Source organism: Flavobacterium piscisymbiosum, assembly GCF_020905295.1.
Classification (GTDB): Bacteria; Bacteroidota; Bacteroidia; order Flavobacteriales; family Flavobacteriaceae; genus Flavobacterium; species Flavobacterium piscisymbiosum.
On record NZ_JAJJMM010000001.1, the window covers coordinates 1,465,154 to 1,485,711 of the forward strand.

13 protein-coding genes and 1 pseudogene are annotated in these 20,558 nt (G+C 34.9%); 7 read left to right on the forward strand and 7 right to left on the reverse strand.

The genetic code is table 11. The features are described from left to right. The first annotated feature begins 388 nt into the window (after positions 1-388). From LNP81_RS06630 to LNP81_RS06660, 7 genes and pseudogenes are all read left to right on the forward strand, one after another. Positions 389-1,021 (forward strand): hypothetical protein, encoded by a 633-nt coding sequence (locus LNP81_RS06630; protein ID WP_230034405.1) that lies wholly within the window; start codon positions 389-391, stop codon positions 1,019-1,021. Next, entirely contained in the window at positions 1,014-4,379 is a 3,366-nt protein-coding gene (gene mfd / locus LNP81_RS06635) for a transcription-repair coupling factor (RefSeq protein ID WP_230034407.1), read from the forward strand. The genes LNP81_RS06630 and mfd overlap by 8 nt, the downstream gene beginning before the upstream one ends. Positions 4,380-4,621: 242 nt before the next feature. Beyond that, positions 4,622-4,876, forward strand: a pseudogene (locus LNP81_RS06640) (DUF5683 domain-containing protein); the annotation flags it as partial. Positions 4,877-5,029: 153 nt separating this feature from the next. Beyond that, positions 5,030-5,596: a Crp/Fnr family transcriptional regulator gene (locus LNP81_RS06645; RefSeq protein ID WP_230034411.1), complete on the forward strand. Its 567-nt coding sequence runs from the start codon at positions 5,030-5,032 to the stop codon at positions 5,594-5,596. Between the two features lie 109 nt (positions 5,597-5,705). After that, positions 5,706-6,323: a hypothetical protein gene (locus LNP81_RS06650; RefSeq protein WP_230034413.1), complete on the forward strand. Its 618-nt coding sequence runs from the start codon at positions 5,706-5,708 to the stop codon at positions 6,321-6,323. 11 nt (positions 6,324-6,334) lie between these two features. Further along, on the forward strand, positions 6,335-7,342 hold the full coding sequence (locus LNP81_RS06655; RefSeq protein WP_230034415.1) for an amidohydrolase family protein: 1,008 nt from the start codon (positions 6,335-6,337) through the stop codon (positions 7,340-7,342). 17 nt (positions 7,343-7,359) lie between these two features. Beyond that, a complete protein-coding gene (locus tag LNP81_RS06660) occupies positions 7,360-8,202 on the forward strand; it encodes an alpha/beta hydrolase (RefSeq protein WP_230034418.1) in 843 nt (280 codons plus the stop codon). 175 nt (positions 8,203-8,377) lie between these two features. Here LNP81_RS06660 and LNP81_RS06665 read toward each other — a convergent pair whose 3' ends face one another. The 7 genes from LNP81_RS06665 to LNP81_RS06695 form a co-directional block, all read right to left on the reverse strand. Then, entirely contained in the window at positions 8,378-10,558 is a 2,181-nt protein-coding gene (locus tag LNP81_RS06665; RefSeq protein WP_230034420.1) for a glycoside hydrolase family 97 protein, read from the reverse strand. Positions 10,559-10,607: 49 nt separating this feature from the next. After that, the gene (locus LNP81_RS06670) at positions 10,608-11,993 is read right to left on the reverse strand and encodes an alpha-amylase family glycosyl hydrolase (protein ID WP_230034422.1); all 1,386 of its coding nucleotides are present in this window, start codon (positions 11,991-11,993) and stop codon (positions 10,608-10,610) included. A 138-nt stretch (positions 11,994-12,131) separates the two neighbouring features. After that, positions 12,132-13,238: a SusE domain-containing protein gene (locus tag LNP81_RS06675; RefSeq protein ID WP_230034425.1), complete on the reverse strand. Its 1,107-nt coding sequence runs from the start codon at positions 13,236-13,238 to the stop codon at positions 12,132-12,134. Between the two features lie 16 nt (positions 13,239-13,254). Then, positions 13,255-14,766 (reverse strand): RagB/SusD family nutrient uptake outer membrane protein, encoded by a 1,512-nt coding sequence (locus LNP81_RS06680; protein WP_230034427.1) that lies wholly within the window; start codon positions 14,764-14,766, stop codon positions 13,255-13,257. A gap of 8 nt (positions 14,767-14,774) precedes the next feature. Next, positions 14,775-18,047: a TonB-dependent receptor gene (locus LNP81_RS06685; protein WP_230034429.1), complete on the reverse strand. Its 3,273-nt coding sequence runs from the start codon at positions 18,045-18,047 to the stop codon at positions 14,775-14,777. Between the two features lie 131 nt (positions 18,048-18,178). Continuing rightward, complete coding sequence (locus LNP81_RS06690) at positions 18,179-19,357, reverse strand: FecR family protein (RefSeq protein WP_230034431.1); 1,179 nt, start codon at positions 19,355-19,357, stop codon at positions 18,179-18,181. A gap of 366 nt (positions 19,358-19,723) precedes the next feature. Next, complete coding sequence (locus tag LNP81_RS06695; RefSeq protein ID WP_072964774.1) at positions 19,724-20,287, reverse strand: RNA polymerase sigma factor; 564 nt, start codon at positions 20,285-20,287, stop codon at positions 19,724-19,726. Positions 20,288-20,558 lie beyond the last annotated feature (271 nt).

Sequence of the window (20,558 nt, forward strand, 5' to 3'; positions counted from 1 at the left end):
GTACAAATATAACGTTTTCGCAAATATTTTTACTTTTCATAACAACAAATTATAAATTTAACAATGATGAAGATGCTTTTTTGGATTATTCTCCGTTGAGGTGTTTAATTATTTTAAAGAAAAGCACGTAAATATTTTTACCGCAAAGAGCGCAAAGATTTTTTATCTGGGAGTAAGTTTAGAAAACACAAAGTTCGCAAAGCTGGTTCAATGCAAAGCTTTGCGAACTTTGTGTTTTTATAAAACGACTTAAATTATAAAACTTTGCGCTCTTTGCGGTTAAATTTTCCAGACAAAAAAATAACCTTGATTTATAGAATCTTTAGCAAAAAACAGCATTCGTAATTGTAAATTTACTTTGTAACTTTGTAGCTTAATGTTTTACCAAATGAAATATAAAATATCTCTTTTTCTGCTTTTTGTTTTTGTATTAAATTCATGTCAAAATGAAGATGAAAAACGCCGTGCTGAAAACGAAAAAGAAGCTAAAAAAAAGGAAGTTATTTTTAATAATATCAATAAAGGCTGGGTATTTATTGATGAGCCCATCAATGAAATTTCAGAACAAAAAGTAAGTTCATGGAATGAATGGCGCGAATTTTTAAAAGAAATTGGAGATAAGCCAAGAAAAACAATTGGAGCATTCCAGAAAAAGTCAACTGCGATTTCAAAAAAAGCGATGGCGCTAAACAGCAATATTCCAGCAGAATTGAATGTTCCCGCTATAAAAAGTCGAATTTCTGTTTTGATAACTAAAATCAAAATGATGGATTTGTTTATTCATCTCAATCAAATTCCGGCCGATAAAGTGACGTTTTTAGTTGGAGACATCAATAAAGAATTAGTGTCTTTACAAAGACAAATGGATAATATTTTTGTAAAAAGTAAAATTCCAAAAGAACAGGGAGAAGAAGACTTCCTGAAAATGTTAGATACAACACGTGCAATTCCGAACTCGAATCCAGTTCCCGTTCCGGTTCAGGCACAAAATTTAGATAAAAAAACACAAAGAGTTGAGTAAAAACGCCTTATATACAATGTATGATAATCTGCCAAAAAATCAGCAGATTGCCACACAATTATTAGAACAAAATCAGATAAAAATGCATCTTAACGGCTTGTTAGGATCTGCAGTTTCATTTGTTTTACGCGCTGTTTTCAAAAAAGCCGAGCTGCCTTTTCTGGTTGTTTTAGACAATAAAGAAGAAGCCGCTTATTATCTGAACGATCTCGAACAAATGATCGGGGAACAAGATGTATTGTTTTATCCGGCATCATTTCGCCGTCCTTATCAGGTTGATGAAACAGACAATGCGAATGTATTACTCCGCGCTGAGGTTTTAAACCGAATAAATTCCCGCAAAAAACCAGCGATTATTGTTACCTATCCCGAAGCGCTTTTCGAGAAAGTGGTAACACGCCAACAGTTAGATAAAAACACATTAAAAGTGGCTTTGAACGATAAAATTTCGATCGATTTTATCAACGAAGTTTTATTTGAATACGAATTTAAAAGAGTCGATTTTATTACAGAACCTGGCGAATTTTCGGTTCGTGGAGGTATTGTCGATGTATTTTCATTTTCAAACGATCATCCTTATAGAATAGAGTTTTTTGGTAACGAAGTAGACAGTATCCGAAGTTTTGATGTCGAAACACAATTATCTGTAGAAACACACAAAAAAATCACGATTATTCCGAATGTTGAGAATAAGATATTTCAGGAAAACCGCGAAAGCTTCTTAGATTATATTTCAGAAAAAACCGTTCTTTTTATTCAAAATACGGACGGACTTTTTAGTCAGTTAGACAAACAATTTGCAAGAGCAGAAGAAGCTTTTGAGAAACTTTCAGGAGAAATAAAATACGCAACTCCCGAGCAATTATTTTTAAATCAGGCTTCGTTTATCAAACGAGCATTGGATTTTTCGGTAGTAGAATTGGCTTCAAAACCAATCTTTAAAACCACAAAAACATTCGATTTTCATATTCAGCCGCAGCCATCTTTCAACAAACAATTTGATTTGTTGCTGAATAATTTGAGTGACAATCATTTTAACGGATATAAAAATTATTTGTTCTGTTCGAATGAAACGCAGGCGAAGCGTTTTCACGATATTTTCGAGACTTTAGACGAAGCCAATTCAGAGAATATCCGCAAACAATATCATACTGTTGTATTGCCTTTGTACCAAGGATTTATCGACGAAGAAAATCAAATTACCGCTTATACAGATCACCAGATTTTTGAGCGTTATCATAAATTTAATATCAAAAACGGCTATTCGAAAAAGCAAAATATTACGCTTAAAGAATTAACTGCGCTTTCGGTTGGGGATTATGTAACACATATCGATCACGGAATTGGGAAATTTGGCGGATTGCAGAAAATTCAGGTCGAAGGCAAAACGCAGGAAGCCATAAAACTGGTTTATGCCGATAATGATATTGTTTATGTAAGCATACATTCGCTGCATAAAATCTCCAAATACAACGGAAAAGACGGAACGCCTCCAAAAATATATAAATTAGGATCGAACGCCTGGAAAATTTTAAAACAAAAAACCAAAGCGCGCGTCAAACATATTGCCTTCAACTTGATTCAATTGTATGCAAAACGCCGATTGGAAAAAGGTTTTCAGTTTGCGCCGGACAGTTACTTGCAAAACGAACTAGAAAGTTCGTTTATTTATGAAGATACACCCGATCAAACCAAATCGACACAAGAAGTAAAAGCCGATATGGAAAGTGATCGCCCAATGGATCGTTTGGTTTGTGGAGACGTAGGTTTCGGAAAAACGGAAGTTGCGATTCGTGCCGCTTTTAAAGCGGTAGACAATAGTAAACAGGTTGCCGTTTTAGTTCCTACAACCATTTTGGCTTATCAGCATTATAGAACTTTTACAGAAAGATTAAAAGATATGCCGGTTTCAATTGGTTACCTAAACCGATTCAGAACGGCAAAACAAAAAGCACAAACTTTAAAAGATTTAGCCGAAGGAAAATTAGATATCGTCATCGGAACACATCAATTAGTAAACAAAAATGTCGTTTTTAAAGACCTTGGTTTATTGATCGTCGATGAGGAACAAAAATTTGGCGTAAACGTAAAAGATAAATTAAAAACCATTGCTGCAAATGTCGATACATTGACATTAACCGCAACGCCAATTCCGAGAACACTTCAGTTTTCATTAATGGCGGCAAGAGATTTATCGGTAATTACAACACCTCCGCCAAATCGTTATCCTATAGAAACTAATGTGGTTGGGTTTAATGAAGAAGTAATTCGTGACGCGATTTCCTATGAAATTCAGCGAAACGGACAAGTTTTCTTTATCAATAACCGAATCGAAAATATAAAAGAAGTCGCCGGAATGATTCAGCGTTTGGTTCCAAATGCCAGAGTCGGAATTGGTCACGGACAAATGGAAGGCGCGAAACTCGAAGAATTGATGTTGGGTTTCATGAATGGCGATTTTGATGTTTTGGTAGCAACCACCATTATCGAAAGTGGTCTGGATGTACCCAATGCCAACACGATTTTCATCAACAACGCCAACAATTTCGGATTATCAGATTTGCATCAAATGCGTGGGCGTGTAGGACGAAGCAACAAAAAAGCATTCTGTTATTTTATCTGTCCACCATATTCATCCATGACCGAAGATGCCAGAAAGCGTATTCAGGCTTTGGAGCAATTTAGCGAATTAGGAAGTGGTTTCAACATTGCGATGAAAGATCTTGAAATTCGTGGTGCAGGAGATTTATTAGGAGGAGAACAAAGCGGTTTCATCAATGAAATTGGTTTTGATACGTACCAAAAAATCATGAACGAAGCCATCGAAGAATTAAAAGAAAATGAATTCAAAGATTTATATCCGGAAGAGAACGATATTGAAACCAAAGAATATGTAAAAGATTTACAAATCGATACTGATTTTGAGTTGTTGTTTTCTGATGAATATATCAATAATGTTACCGAACGTCTAAGTTTATATAACGAGCTAGGTTCTGTAAAAAATGAAGCGGAACTTGTTATCTTTCAAAATAAATTAATTGACCGTTTTGGGCCAATGCCTCCGCGCGCCAATGCCTTGATGAATAGTATTCGCATCAAATGGATTGCCACAGCTGTTGGTATTGAGAAACTGGTGATGAAAAAAGGTAAAATGATAGGCTATTTTGTTTCAGATCAACAATCTGATTATTACCAGTCGTCTAAGTTTAGAAAGGTTTTACAATTTGTACAAAAATACAGCAACCTTTGCCAAATGAAAGAAAAGCAAACGCCAAACGGTTTACGACTTTTATTGACTTTCGAGAATGTAAAATCGACCAAACGTGCTCTGGAATTGATGGAAATGTTGGGAGAGTAATTTTTTTATTTTTTAGAAGCAGAAAAATTTCGTTTCATAAGAACATTAGTCCCGCTATCCCTTACAATCTTTTGTGTCCGCCGCGGCGGACACAAAAGGATTTCCAGTTCTATCGGGGCTAGGCGAGAAGTTTAGTATTTCAGTTCACCTTTTTCAATAATTATTTAGATAAGATATACAATAATGTCTTAGTGATTTAAGATAATTACGGTTTGTAATATAAAAACAGGCTTGCAGGAAATACAAATAGTTCTGAATTTTTGGCGAACTTAAGCGACAGTCAATTAATTGCTGCTCAAAAGCAATTTCAGAGAAACAGAGATTTATCAGACTTATTTATTGTTGGTTTTTATGTTTTAAATATCATTGATGCGAATATTGATGCCGCTTTGTCTCAGTTTAATGTAAGCGAAAATTTAGCTTTTAAACCTGCTATAAATTTCAGAAATGAAAATTTACAATCAAATTTCGGAGTTGCCTGTACATCCTCTTTTTAAGACAATAATTAATTATATTAAAAATTGCATTTGTTTGTTTTTTCTTACTTTTTGTTATACTGAGAATTAAATATACTTTATATTTATAGGTCATTAAAATGCTTCAATTATACTTTAATTAATTCGTTAAGCATATCAAAAGAAATCATTCTCATGACAGATATATTTAAAGATTTTATTACCAAACTTGCACAAGTTAGCGAGCCGGATATGAATAGAATCATGTCCTGTATAACCACGCACAATGTAAAACGAAATACCATTATTTTATCTGAAGGAGAAATTTGCGACAAATTTTATTTTTTAGAAAAGGGTTGTATGCGAACTTATTACATCACAAAAGAAGGTCAGGAAAAAACAAGATTGGTTTCTTTTGACAATACTCCCGTAACAGCACTTACCAGTTTTATTACTCAAAAACCTTCTCTTGAGTATATTGATGCCTTAGAAGATTCAGAACTACTGTCAATCTCTCACGCAGATTTTTTTATTCTTTTGGATGAAATTCCGAGTTGGGCTTTGTTTTACAGAAGAATGTTAGAATTAGCTTTTGCTTTTCAAAACAGCAGAATCGAAGATTTGGTCACTTTATCTGCCAAAGAACGCTACGAAAAACTTTTAAAAGAGCAACCTCATTATATTCAACGCCTTTCTAATAGAGTTGTGGCTACTTATTTGGGGATTTCTCAGGAAACTTTAAGCCGATTAAAATCAAAATAACGATTTTGACATTTGTCAATGCACAGGTTTTTCTATCAACCTAATTTTGTACTATAAATCATCAGAAAATAAACTGATGATGGTAATAACAGAATTAAACTTCGCGATCATGAAAACACTATTAAGAAAACCATCCGAAAATACTTTAGAAAATGTAATCGATAAATTCAGCATAAAAGAATTAATAGAATTTGAACGTTTTTGCAGAGACAACGCCCAATGGGAAGAAATGAAAAAATGTTTTGCAGAAAATTCAACCGTAACAATTTCATGGTTTAATGGCTCGGGATATGGTTTTGTCGACGCTTCAAGCAAAATGGAAACTTATGCGCCTCACAAAATATACGACACTTTAATTTGGCTGAATAATGATAAAGCAGTTTCCATTACAATGGCAACCATCCAGATGAGAATGGAAATTCAGGGACATTTATTAGAGTTAAAATCAGATGCAAAACTTTTATATAAAACGCAGAAAATAAACGGACTTTGGTCGATAATCTCTATGGAAGGAATTTACGAAAAAGATTCTTTAATTCCCGTTTCTCCAGCCGATGGCATTGTAATTCCAAAAGAAGAAATCGCCAAATTCAGACCCAGTTATGCAAATATGTCTTATGCTTTAAGCAAAAGCGGATATGATGTAAACGTTAATTTACCCGGAATTGATAAACCGGAAATGGTTGCAAAACTGTATCAGGAATCTGAAAACTGGTTGAATTCTTAAAACTAGACAAAATGAAAATTATCACAATAGAAGAACATTTTAGCTCACCAAAAATAAGTGAGAAAATGAAACAGTTTCAGCCAAAAGGTAATGATGCTGAAAAAGATAAAAGTATACAGGAATTAATAAAACATTTTTTGCCAAACAATGATGATATTGAAGATGTTGGCGCACGCAGAATTAAATTTATGGACGAAGCCGGTATCGATATGCAAGTCATTTCATACGGCAGCGGAAGCCCTCAGGGAATTGCAGATTCTAAAATTGCGATTGAACTTTGTATAGAAGCCAATGATGAATTGGCACAATTAATTAAACAAAATCCGACTCGTTTTGCAGGTTTTACTACGTTGCCGGTTGCTGATCCTGTTGCTGCTTCGGCAGAATTAGAACGAGCAGTAAAAAAATTAGGTTTTAAAGGGGCTTTACTAGCAGGAACTTTTCAGGGGAAATTTTTTGATGCTCCTGAGTTTTTTCCCATTTTCGAAAAAGCGGCAGAATTAAATGTACCGGTTTATTTGCATCCGGGAATTATTGATAAAGGAGTAGCAGATCATTATTTTAAAGATGAAAGATGGTCAAATTTGGTCAACGGAGTTTTTCCAGCAGCAGGTTTTGGCTGGCATATGGATAGCGGAATTCATGTTTTACGAATGATTCTTTCTGGAGTTTTTGACAAGCTGCCGAATCTAAAAATAATCTCAGGACACTGGGGAGAATTCGTGCCCGTTTTTCTGGAAAGATTGGATGAAACACTTTATCCTGAAATGACAAATTTGAAACGTACCATTTCAGAATATTACAAAGAACATGTTTACATCACGCCAAGCGGAATTTTCTCTGAAAATCAACTTCAATTTGCCATAATACAAATGGGCGCTGATCATATTATTTACTCGGGAGATTATCCTTATTTGATAAAAAACGATACAGGTGACTTTCTTAAAAATGCATCAATTTCAGATGAAGATAAAGAAAAGATAGGACATTTGAATGTAGAAAAATTATTGAATTTATAACCATTAAATATAAAAAAATGGAAAATACTAAACAACCAATAGAAGGTGTTACAACAGGAATATTAAAACTTTCAGGAGCAGAATTGTATTATGAAACAAAAGGCGAAGGACCAGTTTTATTAATGATTCCGGGAGCAAATGGAGATCATTTTATCTTTACGCCAATTCGCGAAATATTATCAAATACTTTTACTGTAGTAACTTATGATCGTAGAGGATTTTCGGGATCTAAACTTACAGGAGAACAAGATTACAGTCATCGTATCGATACAGATGCCAATGATGCAGCAAGTTTAATAAAACACTTAACAAGCGAACCAGCTTATGTATTTGCAAGCAGTTCAGGAGCTTTGGTTTCATTACAGTTAATGTGCCTGCATTCAGACTTGATAAAAGCATTGATTCCGCATGAGCCAACCGCTTTAAAATATCTTCCGGATGGTGAAAAATGGAAAGTTGCGGTTCAGGAAATTTATGATATTTATACTAAAGAAGGTCAGGGGCCTGCAAAAGAAAAATTTGTAAATGAATTGATTCCCAATACAAAAGACGGAGAATTCATGAAGGCAGGAAATGGACCGGAAACGCCAAATACAACTTATTGGTTTAAATATGAAGTGAGACAATATCCATCGACTGATTTTGACACCAATAAATTAGAAGAAAACAAAGATAAAATCCTTTTTTGCGTAGGAAGAGATTCGGTAAATACAATGCCGGCTTGGCCAGTTACAAACCTGGCAAAACAATTTGGAACCGAAGTTTTATCTGTTCCGGGAGGACATTTAGGATATGCATTACATCCTGCAGAATTTGCACAGGATTTTATTGCAGGTTTAGAAAAACGAGGTAAAATTTAAAAATAAAGTTTGCCACAGATTAATAGATTTTCACAGATTAGAAAAATCATTTTAATCCTTTAATCTGTGGCAAAAAACTTATTTCAAAATAAAATGCCGGATGAAATTTTCATCCGGCATTTACTTTTTAAAAAATATTAATTCGTGCTAATTCGTGAAATTCGTGGCGAAAAAACTATATCTTTTTCAATCCTTTTAATTCTGATGCATTTCCTTCCTTAATGCTAATGGCAACGCCACCACCCGGAGCTAAATACTGTTTTAGAATTGTTTTAGAATTTACTACAACTTTAGTCACGGTATATTTTTGTGGATTTACGTTCCAATTCGCTTCTTTTGCATCAGCATAAATAGTAGCAATGAAGTTTTTTCCGGCAGGTAAATAATCAAAAGTAATGTTTGCCGTTCTTGCGTTTTCATCGGTAATTCCGCCAATAAACCATTCGTTTTTGCCTTTTGCTTTACGGGCAATCGTGATATAATCTCCCGGTTCAGCTTCGAGAATATAACTGTTATCCCAATCTGCAGCAACATCTTTGATGAATTGAAAAGCATCTGGAAAACGCTCATAATTACCCGGAATATCAGCCGCCATTTGCAACGGACTATACATCGTAACATAATACGCCAATTGTTTTACCAAAGTTGTGTTGACACGCTGAGAACTTCCGGTTCCGTAATACGAAAGATCGGTCTGGAAAATCCCCGGAGTATAATCCATTGGTCCACCCATTAATCTTGTAAATGGTAAAATCGTGGTATGATCAGGCGCTAAACCTCCCATAGATTCAAACTCTGTTCCGCGAGCAGATTCCTGAGCAACCCAGTTCGGGAAAGTTCGGTGTAAACCTGTTGGGCGAACGGCTTCGTGACTGTCGATCATAATTTTATAATCGGCAGCACGTTTGGCTACATTGATGTAATGATTCACCATCCATTGTCCGTCATGATGTTCGCCACGCGGAATAATTTTCCCTACATAACCTGTTTTTACAGCATCATAACCGTTGTCATTCATAAACTGAAAAGCACGGTCTAAACGACGCTCATAATTGGTTGCTGATCCTGAAGTTTCGTGGTGCATGATGATTTTTACCCCTTTTGAAGCGGCATAAGCATGAACCGCTTTTACATCAAAATCAGGATATGCAGTTACGTAATCAAAAACTTCTTCTTTCCAGTTTCCAATCCAGTCTTCCCAACCAATATTCCATCCTTCAATAAGAATTGCATCGAAACCATTTTTAGAAGCAAAATCAATGTATTCTTTTGCGCGTTCTGTTGTAGCTCCGTGTTTTCCGTTTGGCGTAAGTTTGGTAAAATCATCCGTTAGTTTTACGTTGTTTTCTTTTCCAAAAGCCCAGGTACTTTTTCCGGCAACAAAATATTCCCACCAAATCCCGATGTATTTTACCGGTTTTATCCACGAAACATCTTTGTAACTTGTTGGTTCATTGAGGTTCAGAATTAATTTTGAAGCTAAAATCTCAGTTGCTTTATCGCTTACCACAATGGTTCTCCACGGCGATTGTGCATCAGTTTGCATATAACCTTTTGCTCCAACGGCATCAGGTGCCAAATGACTTTTCATTTTATTGTTTACAGCATCAACTTCAAGATACATTGCCGGATAATTGATCAAACCAGCTTCGTGAATGTTGATGTACAAACCGTCATCAGATTTCATCATCGAAGGAGTTTGTACCGATAATTCCTTGATAGGCCATTGCGAATTGATTTCGATAGTAGCTTTTTTTATCAGCGAAGGAATTTCAGAAATCTTCGAAGTCGTATACGCATATTCATTAGTATCATAATCTCCCGGAATCCAGAAGATTTTATGATTTCCTGCCAGATTAAATTCAGAACGTTCTTCTTTTATTACAAAATAATTCAGATCATTTTGCTTTGGAAATTCATATCTAAAACCCAATCCGTCGTTGAATAAACGGAAACGTATGCGAATGTATCTGTTGTTATTTTTGGCTTGAGCCAAAGTGACAACCAATTCGTTGTAATTGTTACGAATTGTTTTTTCTTCGCCTAAAACAGGATTCCAATTTTCATCTACAGAAGATTGTGCCGTATTTGTAATGGTAAAACCATCCATAAATGAAGGCAGATCTTTTAATTCTAAACCCAAAGAACTTGGTTTTATAACTGCTTTTTGCTTGTATGATAATTGATAAGACGGAATTCCGCCTTCTTTTAATTCAAATTTTAAAGAAAGATTTTTGTTGGGCGAAGTTATTTCCTGCGCCTGAAGCCATAATGAGTTGGCACAGACAAAAAGTAACAGCGCGATTTTTTTGCCCAAACGAATTTGGAAAAAGGATTTTTGGGATTGAAAATTCATGTTATTTAATTTTTTGCAAATCTAATTTAATTTTAAAGTTGCGTAGGTATTAGTTTTTTAATACTAAATATTGGTATGGCGCTAATGTAATTTCACTGCCAAGAGTTACTGCATTTCCTGTAAAAGCATCTTTCCATGTGCCTTTTAATGAATTTGCAACAAGATATTTTGCATCATTATTAGTTAAGTTCGAAAGCACTAAAACTTTTTCAGCATCTTTTACCATTGTAAAAGCACTTACAGCATCGCTGCTGTATCCGGTATAAGTTCCTTTTTTGATAGCAGTACTAGAGTTTCTGAAAGCAATTATTTTCTTGTATTGAGCCAGCATTTCCGGATCTGCAGTTGACCAGTCAATTGGAGTTTTTTCGAAATAATTTATTCTTTGTGCATATCCAATTTCCTGTCCGTTATAAATCATTGGAACAGATTTCATGTAAGCGGCAACAACAAATGTCGCTACAGATCCTTTTTTACCACCGAAAAGCTCAATTGGAGTTCCTTCGGCAAAGTTGACATCATGATTGCTGGTATATCTTACGATTCTATAATCTTCATTGTAATTTGCCGAATATTCTGCAGCATTTGCATTTTGTATGGTACTTGCAGATAAATTTTCTTTAAATACTTTTTCTAAAGCGCTGAAAAAATTAAATCCAAAAGTATAATCAAAACCAGATCTAAATAGATTCACTTTTGTACCCTCTGCCAACATTAATATTTTCTGACTTTTTTTAATGTTTCTTAGTTTTGAAACGGCTTCAGTCCAAAAATCCTGTGGGATAAAATCAGCATAATCGCATCTGAAACCATCAATATTAGCAGTGTAAACCCAGTATTCCATAGCATCAATCATAGCATTTTTCATTTCTCTATTGGTAAAATCCAATTGGGCAACATCATTGTAATTGGTTCCCGGAGGAATAATGATTTTTCCGTTAGCATCTTTTTGATACCAATCAGGATGTTGGGTAATCCAGGCATTGTCCCATGCAGTATGATTGGCAACCCAGTCTAAAATAACAGCCATATTTTTTTTATGTGCTTCTTCAACCAGCACCTGAAGATCTTGTAAAGTTCCAAAATCCGGATTTATTGCTTTGTAGTCTTTTACAGCATAAGGAGAACCGAGTCCTGCCGCAACTTTTTCTTTTCCAACCGGAAAAACCGGCATTAAATAAATAACATTTACACCCAATTCCTGAATCTGAGTTAGCCTGTCCTGAACACCTTTTAATGTTCCGGCCTGACTGAAAGAACGGATATTTACCTGATAAATAATGGCATCTTCTTTATTAGGCATTTTATAGAATGAGGCGCCGTATTGCGGATAAGGAGGAGGTGTATTTGAATCTGAATCGTTATCAGATGAACTACAGGAAACAAACGCTAACGTAAGCAGTAGTGCATAAACGATGTTTATATTTGATTTCATAATTTTAATTTTTTAATACGTCCAGAGTTTGTTTTGAGATAGTAACCTCTAAAATTTTAAGATAGCCTGCCTTTCGCTCAAAAAAGGCAGGTATCAACTCAAACTAATCTAAACTGTAATTTTAAATACTGATATAGATTATTTTTTAACTATTGTACACGTTGCAGTTGCCGGATAACCGTTTGAGACAGGATCAACTTCATCAATTTTAAAAGTGATTTCATAAGTTCCTGCTTCACTAATACCATAAGCACCTCCATTGTCAAGATTTACGGTATTTGTAGATGAATCTGCAGGTCCGTAATTAACTGACCAATTATTATTTAATTTGAACTTTACACTTCCGGGTAATAAATTGGCAGTAATTTTCCATGTTTTGGTTTGATGGTCATATGACATCGGAATAGCGTTATTCCATCCATAATCTTTATCTTCAGGTGTTGGTGCATGTGTTGCATCTCCTGCAATTCCCCAAGCATACGGAGTAGAAGTCCATTTTAGAGTATTTAAATTTACTTTGATCTGGTATGATCCTGCTCCAGGCAAATGAAAATTGGGTTCGCTTCCGTTTTTTAAATCATTATTGCTATTTCCTGCACCATAATATTGATCCCAGTTTCTGGCAGTATTCAATTTAAAATCAGTACCATTACCAGCAGGAAGTGTAACATACCCCTGATAAACACCTTTTGAAATAGCGGTTAAAGCCGCAGCAGTTCCTACATTAAATTCTCCCTGATAAAATCCTGGCATGTAAATTTCACCAAAAACGACACTTTTTTCATAAGGAGTAACCGTTAATGTGATGTAATCTGAGTACACTTTATGATCTACACTGGCTTCTATACGAACCACTAATTTTCCCGCAACATTAGGCAAAAGGCCTAAGTCTATAGCAATTTTGTTTAAGTCTCTCCCTATTAAAGCTTTGCTTAAAACATCTTCACCAGCTTCTATTCGTTTCGATTTTAACCACGCCTTTGGTCCGGTAATGTCAGGAATTATATCAATTTGCAATGCATAAGTAACAGGCGTACCAACAGGAAATGCGACAGCAGGCCATGAAATTAATTCTACAGATTGATCTTCTGTCTCTTCATTTAGAACCAATGTGGTAGAAGAAGCTTCAATGTTACTTGGAAAAGGTACCGTTTTTAAGGTCGTTAATTCTGCATCACTTTCACAGGAGGCACCTAAAAAAAGCAGGGTACCCAATACAAATAATTTATTTATATATTTTTTCATAATAGTTTATTTTTTATTATCCCGGATAGCCTGGATTTTGTTTTAACCCTCTGTTAGCATTTAAGGCAGATGTTGGAATAGGGAATAATTTTCTGAAAGCCGGAGATTCACCTCTGAATTGGTTTGGCAGTAAAAATTTGTTAAAACGAATCATATCCTGTCTTCTGTGTCCTTCCCAGTTTAGCTCAAAACCTCTTTCGTTGTACACATCATCAAGAGTTGGATTTGCGTTTAATGGATCTAATCCCGCACGTACTCGAATTTGGTCTATAAAAGGTTTTGCAGCTCCTGTATTTCCTAAACGAACATTACATTCTGCCATCATTAAAATCACATCGGCATATCTGTAAATTGGAAAATCATTTGAAGCTCCGCCTCCTGTATTTGATCCGGCCGGATAAAATTTAATATTACGAACACCAGCTTGTGGAGGTGCTCCAGGATTATCTAAAGACGGAACATCTAATGTATAATTAACGCCACCTGGTTGTTCGCCTACCAAAAACTGTTTTTTACGAATATCATTATCAGCATATTTCAGGTAAAATTCTTTGGGAACAATAGTACCGTTCCAACCGTCATATCCAAATAAAGCTTTTGCGTTTGGTCCGGATAGACTTCTAACCGCATAAACATTACGTGATAAAATATCAATAGTAGCAAAAATGGATAAAATAGTTTCATCCTGTGGCGATACATCCCCAAATAACTCATAGTATTTATTTCCAAGTGGGCTAGAGGCACTTGCTTCGCCAGAGTGTAATGAAAATCCACCATCACTTACTTTATTACAAGCTGCTAAACACTCACTCCATTTTGCTTCACCAGTGTAAACCTCTGCATTAAGATACACTTTCGCCAATAAGGTATATCCTGCCCATTTGTTGAAACGGCCATAAAAATCACCTCCTTTTGTACCATAAAGTAATTCTACATTTTCAGTAAGTTCTTTTACAATAAAGTTATATACTTCTTTACGGCTGGCTTGCGGAATTTTATCTACAGTAACATTGTTGTCTGTATAAAAAGGAACATCTCCAAAATCATCTATTAATAAATAATAGAAAAAAGCACGCAATACTTTAGCTTCTGCAATTTTTGCTGCTTCTGCATTTGATTTTTCTAATAATCCTACAGCTAAATTGGCATTGAAAATACCTTTGTACAACCAATTCCAGGTATTGTTTATAATACCTTCGGTTGGTAACCATGTGTGTTTATGCAAACGGGCATAATCTTCCTGCCAGTTACCATCTGTTCTGTGTGGGATAACTTGTTCATCAGATGCCATACAGTTCATATCATACCAGCCGTTATCTGCACCTGCATAACCAACACCGGTAGCTCCATCTCTTGTAAATTCTCCCGGAATCTGCGCATAAATACCTGCTAAAGCGCTATTAGCCCCTTCAGGAGTGGAGTAAAAGTCATCTGCGGCATATTTGTCGTATACATTTTCATCTACGTCAGTACAGCTAAATAAGGCAAGTAAAGAGACACCTGCCAACAATATATTTTTAATTTTCATTTCTTTTACTATTTAAATTTTACACTTAAACCAAATGCAATACTTCTGGTACGAGGATAAATTCCTTTATCACCTCCAAAATTGTCTTCAGATCTTCCGCTTCCGCTAATATTTAATTCCGGATCAATACCTGTATAATCCGTAATTAGTAATAAGTTATTTCCAGTAAGTGAAAGTCGTATCGAATCAACATATTTATCTGTAAAACGGAAACTGTAACCTGCTGTAACATTCTCTAATCGTATAAATGAGCCGTCTTCTAACCATATGTCTGATGCGTATGGTGAAGTACGAATGCCTTTATCAACACCGCTTTGTAAAAGATTTGATTTACCTGTATTTTCAAGCATGCTTAGGGTTTGATTAAGCTGATTGTAAACTTTATTTCCTCCTGAACCTCTCCATAACATAGAAACATCAAAATTTTTGTATCTGTAGGTTGGGTTGAAAGCAAACGTATAAGTTGGTAACGCAGTTCCTGCATAATAACGATCGGCGCTTGTAACACCCTGATCAATAGCGCCATCTCCGTTACGATCTAATACAGTTTCTACTCCATTAGAATTTACGCCTGTGTGTTGCAGAGGATAAAATGCACCCACAGGTTTTCCTTCAACAAGGAAAGAGTTTGGAGCTCCCCATCCCACATAATCTGTATTTAAAGGAACGCCATTAATACTTCCGCTTAAATTAAGTACTTTATTTTTCATAAACGAAACGTTACCGCCTAATGTAAGTGTACTGTTTTCGGTTTTGATAAGATCATATGCCAAAGACACCTCTAAACCTTTATTGGAGATACTCCCAACATTTGCTTTGATGGTATTATAAGCATAAGGTGGTTGTGGTACTGTGTAATCAAGTAATAAATTATCTGTTGTAGCATCATAAACATCTACAGTTCCTCTTAATCTATTGTCTAAAAGAGCGAAGTCAAGACCAATGTTGGTTTGTTTTTTGGTTTCCCATTGTAAATCAGCATTCGCATTTTGACTAATACCGAAATTAGTAATTAAGGAACCTCCAAAATAAGCTGATCCCTGTCTGCCTACTAATGAAAGAGAGTTTTGAGGGTAAAGACCTTGTTGGTTACCTGTAACACCGTATCCAACACGTAATTTAAGTTCATTAAATAAATTTTGGGTTCCCATAAAGGACTCTTTGTTTATTTGCCACGCTACAGATGCAGACGGGAAATCTCCCCATTTGTTATTTACACCAAATACAGATGAACCATCTCGTCTAAAACTTCCGGTAAATAAATAACGATTCAGTAATGAATAATTTACACGTCCTAAAAAGGATACTAATGTTCTGTCATTTTTATATGATTCTATATCTCCAGACGTAACTTTAGATAAATCACCCAACTGCAATGCATTGTAAGTAGTTTTATCACTTATAAAACCTTTTGCCTGAGTATAATTACCCTGATAAGCTTGGTTTTGCCATTCGTATAAAGCCAATGCATTTATGCTGTGAATGCCAAATGTTCTCTTGTAAGTAAGACTTGCATTCATCAATCTTTCGTTTTGCTTTTCATTTTTAATGTTAGCATATCCATTTTGACTAACTGCATAGGCATTTGTCGATTCTACCGGAAGGAAATATCCAACAGAACTGTTTGTTTTTCTCCAGCTGCCAAACCAGCCAAAGGTTAAGCCTTTAGCTAAATCCAGATCAGCCTTCAGGCTTCCAAATAAATTGTCTTCTTGTCTTTCATTAGTAACTGTTTGCGCAGCTGCATAAGGATTCAGGTATTGAAACACATTTGGATCTGTAAAATAACTTCCATCAGGATTAAAAACAGGATCTGTTGGTCGCATTAAATAAGCATTTGTTATCAAATTTGACATATAAGCAGCTGTTCCAATATTCCCAATGCTGCTATCTGTATTGTTAATTCCGTTAGTTAAATTAAATGACAATTTTAATTTATCATCAAGAGCTGTTTGTGTTGCCTGAACACGGCCAATATATTTTTTATTCCCCGTGTTTATTACTACTCCGTCTTGTAAAATAGCTGTTATAGAGGCTCTATAGCTAAATTTATCTGTTCCTCCGCCAAATGCTAAACTGTGTGTTTGTGTTACACCGGTTTGAGTCAAAAGACCATACCAATCAGTATCTGAAGCATGGTTTGCAGATGCCGGAACGCCAACAGTCTGAGCAGTTTGCCACCATTGGTCAGCACTCAGCATATTCAGTTTTTTTGGAATAAAATCTAAAGAAGTAGATCCGGTATACTCCAATGTTGTTCTTCCTGCCTTATTTTTTTTGGTGGTTACGATAATTACTCCGGGTGCTCCTCTTGAACCATAAACAGCAGTTGCTGAAGCATCTTTAAGAACATCGATACTTTCTATTTCGCTTGGTGGAACCTGATTTAACAAATCCAGATTTCCCTGAATTCCGTCTACGACTACTAGAGGATCATTTCCTCCAATCAAAGAGCCAATTCCTCTAATACGAACGCTAGGTCCTGAACCCGGTTCGTTACCAATTTGAGTAATATTGACACCTGCAGCTTTACCCGAAATTAATTGTAATGGGTTTACAATAGCGCCTTGATTCATGTCTTTTGAAGCAATTGAAGAAACAGCTCCGGTAATATCTTTTTTAACGGTTGTGCCGTAACCTACAACCACTATTTCCTGCAAGTCTGTAGCATCTGGCATAAGCTGGATGTTGATTACACTTTGACTGGCAACTACTTTTTTCTCTTTATAACCTACAAAGGATACAATGATTACAGAAGATGGACTTTCTACAGTAAGTTTATATTTTCCGTCAAAATCAGTTACCATACCATTTTTGGTTCCTTCTTCATTAACCGAAGCTCCGGGTAAAGGCAAACCATTTTCGTCCGTAATAATTCCGGATACAGTTTGTTTTTGATAGAGAATGTTTTGTGTTTTTAGTTCCGGTTTTTTTAAGATAATCTGAGTATCCCGAATTTTAAATTCTGTTGGAGTTCCTTTAAAAAGTTTATCTAAAACAACATTTATCGGTTGGTCTTTTACAGAAATAGAAATCGTCCGGTCTAAGTCGATGTCATTCAGTTTGTAAATAAACCTGAAATCTGTTTTTTGTTCTATGGTCTCAATAACCTTCTCGATTGTTGAATTGTTTAATTCAAGGGTTACTTTTGTTTTTTGGGCATAAGTATTCCCTCTAATATTAAACATGGCGACCAAAATAAGTAGTGTAGTTAGTTTCAATTTTAGGTCATATTGGAACATTGGGTATTTAAACCCAACATTCTTTGATTTTTTTTTCATAATTTTGTTAATTGATTGTAGTTAATTCGTTATATTCAATCACTTAGTTAATCGGAAATTGTTCGCAGCTCTTTCCGATTTTTTTATTCCTGTACTTTTATTCTCTCATATTTTTTCATTGGTTTTAGTGGTTATTTAATTAGTATTTGATTGTTTTTTATGGTGTAATTGATGCCGTGAATGTCATTGAAATAACTCATTACTTTTTCTATCGATTCATCGCTAAAACTCGCGTTGAATTTTTCGTTAGCCAGTTTTTCGTTTTTGTTTACAATCGTAACATTATAGCGTCTTTCCAGTTTTGTAATGATATTTTTGAAAGTCATATTTCTAAACGTCAAACTGCCATTGATCCATGAAGTATAAATATCTGTAATAACTGGTTTGGTAGAAATCTGGGCATTTTCTCTATTAAAGCTTCCTCTAAATCCTGGCTTTAAAATAGTGTTTGTAGTAGCATCAAATTCTTCGTTTGAGCGGTACATTCCAACAGAACCTTCGACTAAAACAACATCTGTGGCAGCATCTTCAGGATAATTAGAAACATTAAAATGAGTTCCTAATACACGAATATTCAAAGCATCGGCATTTACTATAAAAGGATGTTTTTTATCTTTGGCAACATCAAAAAAAGCTTCTCCATCCAGAAAAACCTGTCTGTTTTCGCCGGCAATAAATTTCACTGGATATTTTAGAGTTGTTCCGGCATTTAAATGCACCATTGTTCCGTCAGACAATTGTAATCGGAATTTTTTGCCATACGGAATCTTAATCGTGTTGTAGGTTATTTTCTCTAAATCAGAATTATTGTCGTAAACAATTTTGTCTCCATCCTGATTTCCTACTATGTTTCCATCTGCATCTCTAACTTCAACTTTATTGTTTTCAGATATAATTTGCGTATTTCCATTTTCTAGTTGCAATACGATATCTGTGCTTTTAAAATCGAATTTTTGTTCGGTTTGAGTTTTAAAAGCATTTTTTTGATAAGCAAAACCAATTCCTAATAAAACAACAACCGAAGCGGCGATTGCAATATATTTTCTGAAGTTTGATTTCTTAGGACTGATTTCTATCACAGTCTCCTCTTCTTTTGTGTTTGCTAAAATAGAAGCAAAAATAGAATCAGCCGTTTGTTGATCCATTTTAGGCATTTCGCCAAGAAGATTTTGAATATCTTCTACAGAAGGAAAATCATCCGTTAGCTTGTTTTTTTTGTAGTAGGCAATTACCTCGTTTGTCTCTTCGGGTGTACATTGGTTCAAAACAAACTTTTGTAAAAGGCTTTTTATTTCAGAATTTGAATTCATTACGAATTGATTTTAGGTCCGGGTTTTATATAATACAGTTGAAAGGAAGTTGAGTACTACTCAAACGTTGTAAATTTTTCAATTTTAACATGTTGATAGAAAGAAAAAACTTGTGAGCCAGTGATTTTGTTGAGGTTATTTAATGAAAAATATTTTTAAATTTTTAGAGAAGCGACCCGTTTTGTCATCCTGACGCAGGAAGGATCACACTTGTAGCTCGACAAAGATTGGCGATTTTGTTTGCGGAGTTTCTCGTGTGATCCTTCCTGCGTCAGGATGACAACATTGCCTAAATCTTTGCGGTTAAACCAAAAAAAAAAATCACCCGGAAAGAGTGATTTTAATGGTTAAATGTGGTTTTTTGGTTTAGATAATTTCGTCATGAACCTGAAAAAAGACCCGCATCGATTCTAATGCTTTGCTCATTTGGTTCCTGACTGTATTGATAGAGATGCCGAGTTCCTGACTGATTTCTTCGTAAGTCATTCCTTTTTTCCTTGACATCTTAAAAATTTTCTTTCGTTTTGGTGGCAATTGCCCCATGGCTTCTTTTCGTAACTTCTTGCAATCGGCTTCACGAATCGAATAATCGCCATAATCATGAGATTTCTGGCTTTCGTAAAAAATGGCTTCCTTTAGTAATGCATCATTTGCTGCTTTATTCAAAGAATTAAATGCCTGATTTCTGGCAATTGTAAAAATGTAAGCTTTAAAAGATTGTTCCGGATTTAAGTTTTCGCGATGTTGCCAAACTTTCATAAAAACATCCTGAACATTTTCTTCTGCAGCTTCTTTTGATTTTAATAAACTAATGCTGTAACCATAAATATCCTGATGGTATAAATCAAAAAGTTGACGAAATGCTTTTTCGTTGCCATTTCTGAGCTCACTCACCAATAATTTGTCGCTATGGTTCTTCGCTTCTAACATTAATTTAATTAGTCCTTATTTAAATCTAATTATATTATGATACTATCAAAATTGATACTCTAATTTGCTGATGGGTTAGCAAATATATAAAAATATTATTCGCAACAAATTTTATTAAAAAAAAACTTAATTCTGTATTTTTTAATAAATTTTATGCTGAATACCAGTAAAGTCAATGGTAACGCGCTTTTTATCAGTTAAATATGTTTTTGACTTATATTTTAAAAATTAATTATTCCGATAAATATTTATTGCGAATATTCTTATTTGT